The sequence below is a fragment of the Kovacikia sp. CALU 1929 genome, from assembly GCF_056784235.1.
Genome location: NZ_JBXBCF010000006.1, coordinates 1 through 3,352 on the forward strand (window position 1 = coordinate 1; position 3,352 = coordinate 3,352).

Below are 3,352 nucleotides of genomic sequence, written 5' to 3' on the forward strand. Positions count from 1 at the left end.
TTGCCATTCCTCGTCGGTCAAGTCACTGTCATAAAATGGTTGACTCATGCTCTCAAGCGCAGGTAGATGAATGACTTAGGTATCGCTCTTTCCGTCTCCTGATCACCATTTACTTCATATCTATTTACAAACAGTTTCTTAGCTCAAGCTCTATCCTAAACATGGCTGCCAACGAAATAGTTAGCTTATTGCAGAGATGTAGGTATCGGCTAAACGGAATTTCTCTTTGCATCCCTGTACCTCCACTTTTATAGAAAATCTTTTCTCCATCACGCTATATCGAAGCGTGATGTGAACCGTTTCGCAAAGTGCTATCTAAACCTTCTGTAAATACAGCAAATGGTTTAATATTAATAAAAGGATTTGCTTTTTTCTCTTTACTAACATCCTTAATATATTTATTGAGGGTCATACTTTCAAATTGATCATATGCTCTTCCGGCGTGGATATTATTTAAACAAGCAAATATAACAAAACAACTTGTCAATGCTTCATAAACTTGACCATAATAGAGCTTGACATCTTCAAAACACTTTGACCCAACTATTTTATCATCTACTTTCTCATCTCCGATTCTTGCATGGACAACAATTTGGCTTAACTGAGTATAAATTTTGAAGTAGTCAGAAAAAGTTAGGAGGTACTGCGTTAAATGCTGTTGCTTAATATCCTGTAAGTAAAAGCTCAAAAACTTTTGAAATTCATCAGGTTTATTCTTCTTGATAGAAACAATAAAATTAAGTGCAGGCTCAGAAATCGTTCCAAATCTTGGATAAAAGAGATTATCAAAGAAATTTAACGCGGCATCTTTTACAGAAAACACCTGAGTCTCAGGTATATAAACTTTTCGTTGGTCTTCATATTGTTTAATCAGTTTATTGATGATTTTTGTCTTTCCCTTATTGTTTTCTAACAGTAGTAAGTTTTTAACAGTACTCCACACGTTATTTGCATTTGGAATGTTAAACTGGCGTTCAATATCTTGAAATCTGCTATGAGGAAGCCAACGAAGATGCTCCGTTATCTTTGATACGTACAGCATTGATGGAAAAGCAAAACGATTGTGAATTTCATCTTGATCGAATGCAAAAAAAGGATGAAGGTTGATAATAATGCCGTCTTCTTCAGAATGATTAATGGATGTAACAGTTTTGTCCAAAAAGATTACATTCTCTACTCCTTCAAACTGTGCATTGGGAGGATCTAAAACTCTTATAGCAATTGAAACTGGTAAACTGCATGATTTACAGTCAAAGCTATGAACTTGATATTTTTCTAAGCCAACTCCAACTCTCAAAAAATATTTTTCTCCACAAGTTTTACAGCAAATGTAATCAGTTACAATCATTTTTATTTTATGTCCGCATAAAAATTGCCGTCCTGCATCTTTAGCAGAATCTAAATCAGATTCACAAAGACTCTATACAGCCCATGATTTGGCTGTATAACGGTGATACCGCCGAAACATTCTCAGTATAGCTAACAATTACTAAGCTGAATGATTCTGCCTCAGATCCCGTTTTAAGGGAATAGCAGAATCATTCGGCATAACTTCGACCTCAACATCAAACACGTGATCCAAACAGGCAATATTTTGCTGATGCACGCTGAATGGCAGGTGTCTGAGCTGGAGCAAATGGCAGTGTAGACGATCGCAACCTCATATCCCAGAAAACAGGAGAAGCGATCGCCTGACAATCCAACAAAAGAAAGGTATTTACCTAAGTATTGATTGGCGTTATAGTTAGGTATATGCCTAACCAATTGATTCAACTCGATCGCGTCTTTTACGCTCTGGCAGACCCAACCAGGCGTGCCGTCCTGGAACGGCTCAGTATTGGACCTGCTGCGGTTAGCGAACTCGCGCAGCCATTCGATATGGCATTGCCGTCGTTTACTCAGCACCTCAATGTTTTGAGTGACTGTGGATTGGTTCAGTCCCAAAAAATAGGTCGCATCCGCACCTATCAACTCTCGCCACATGCTTTAGTGGCTGCTGAACAGTGGATGATAGAACAACGCCACCTCTGGGAAGCTCGCCTCAATCAATTGGATTCTTACCTCAATCAACTGAAGGATAATACCGATGACTCCATTAACTCATCAACCGGATCCTCAACTTGACCTGGTGTTTGAACGCATCGTTGATGTTTCACCAGAACTGGTTTGGGCAGCCTGGACAACGCCAGAGCACTTGAAGCACTGGTTTACTCCCGCACCCTGGAAAACGATCGACTGCGAGATTGATCTTCGCCCTGGCGGTCTTTTCCGCACGGTCATGTGTTCTCCAGAGGGGCAAGAGTTTCCCAACGTCGGATGTTATTTGGAAGTCATCCCGAACGAAAAGCTGGTTTGGACAAATGCCCTTCAACCGGGCTATCGTCCCATCATCCAGTCATCTGAGAAGAACAGCGGTGACTTCCCGTTCACAGCCGTGCTCACGCTTGAGCCGCACGAGCAGGGAACGAAATATACCGCACTTGTTATTCATGGCAATCAAGAGGATTGCAAGAAACATGAGGACATGGGCTTTTATGATGGATGGGGCAAAGCTCTCGACCAGCTTGTTGCTCACATGAAGCATCCTTAGCAGCAGTGAAGCAGAAACAGGAGAAGTAATTCCAGGTATCAACTTTCTAATCTCGTGCAACAACGGAAAGTGATGGTGACCGTCTACGGAGAGCTGTCCAGCCACCATCTAATATCACAGATTGAGAAATTGAATACTCAAATCTTTCAAGGTGATTGTGAAGTGCCGTTGTTCTTCTGTCGCAATAAAAGAAATGATCGACTCACAAGTTACAGCTACCGTTAGCATTACCAAGTTACGTGCGAGGGGATAATCACAAACATCATCATTGACATCGGATGGAACTCGATAAACACCATTCCAGATTACTTCTGCATAATCCGCAGAGAGTCCAGCATGGAGGCAAGGAATGCCACTGTGATCGCCATAATCCTTCACGGCTTGACGAGAAGTGCTGTTATCGAACACGTCAACAATCAATCCACTCTCTTTGAGTAGTTGAGCAGCATTTGCCGCAGTCAGTTCTTTGGTTTCAGCGTCTACCTTTGTTCCGATCGCCCGGTACAAATTATTCGCCAAAATCTTGGCCTTAAATGCACCCACATCCGAACGGTAGTAAGGCTGCGTGGAAAGATTGTGTTCCTCAATGCGATCGCGATCAATCACCTTGAGCTTACCAAAGCCAGCACGAGCTAAATTCTCATACCAATTTAAACAGTATTCAGGGCAGATAGGGCATCGAGAATAAATGCATACCCTGTGATGGAAGCAATTAGCTCAGGAGTTAACTGAGCAATCAGTTGATCAACTTTAAGTTGGAGT

General features: G+C 41.6%; 4 protein-coding genes. 2 read left to right on the forward strand and 2 right to left on the reverse strand.

What is annotated here, in order from left to right:
- Positions 1-274 precede the first annotated feature (274 nt).
- A complete protein-coding gene (locus tag AC1S52_RS00430) occupies positions 275-1,348 on the reverse strand; it encodes a hypothetical protein (protein WP_482027066.1) in 1,074 nt (357 codons plus the stop codon).
- 404 nt (positions 1,349-1,752) lie between these two features.
- On the opposite strand from AC1S52_RS00430, the gene AC1S52_RS00435 reads away from it, so the two are divergent.
- Positions 1,753-2,124 carry an ArsR/SmtB family transcription factor gene (locus tag AC1S52_RS00435; protein ID WP_482027067.1) on the forward strand — a complete coding sequence of 124 codons (372 nt, stop codon included), beginning with the start codon at positions 1,753-1,755 and terminating at the stop codon, positions 2,122-2,124.
- Positions 2,087-2,590, forward strand: a complete 504-nt coding sequence (locus AC1S52_RS00440) for an SRPBCC family protein (RefSeq protein ID WP_482027068.1) — start codon at positions 2,087-2,089, stop codon at positions 2,588-2,590. Before AC1S52_RS00435 ends, AC1S52_RS00440 begins: the two co-directional genes overlap by 38 nt.
- A 114-nt stretch (positions 2,591-2,704) precedes the next feature.
- On the opposite strand, the gene AC1S52_RS00445 is transcribed toward AC1S52_RS00440, so the two are convergent.
- Complete coding sequence (locus AC1S52_RS00445; RefSeq protein ID WP_482027069.1) at positions 2,705-3,280, reverse strand: HesA/MoeB/ThiF family protein; 576 nt, start codon at positions 3,278-3,280, stop codon at positions 2,705-2,707.
- Positions 3,281-3,352: the final 72 nt, after the last annotated feature.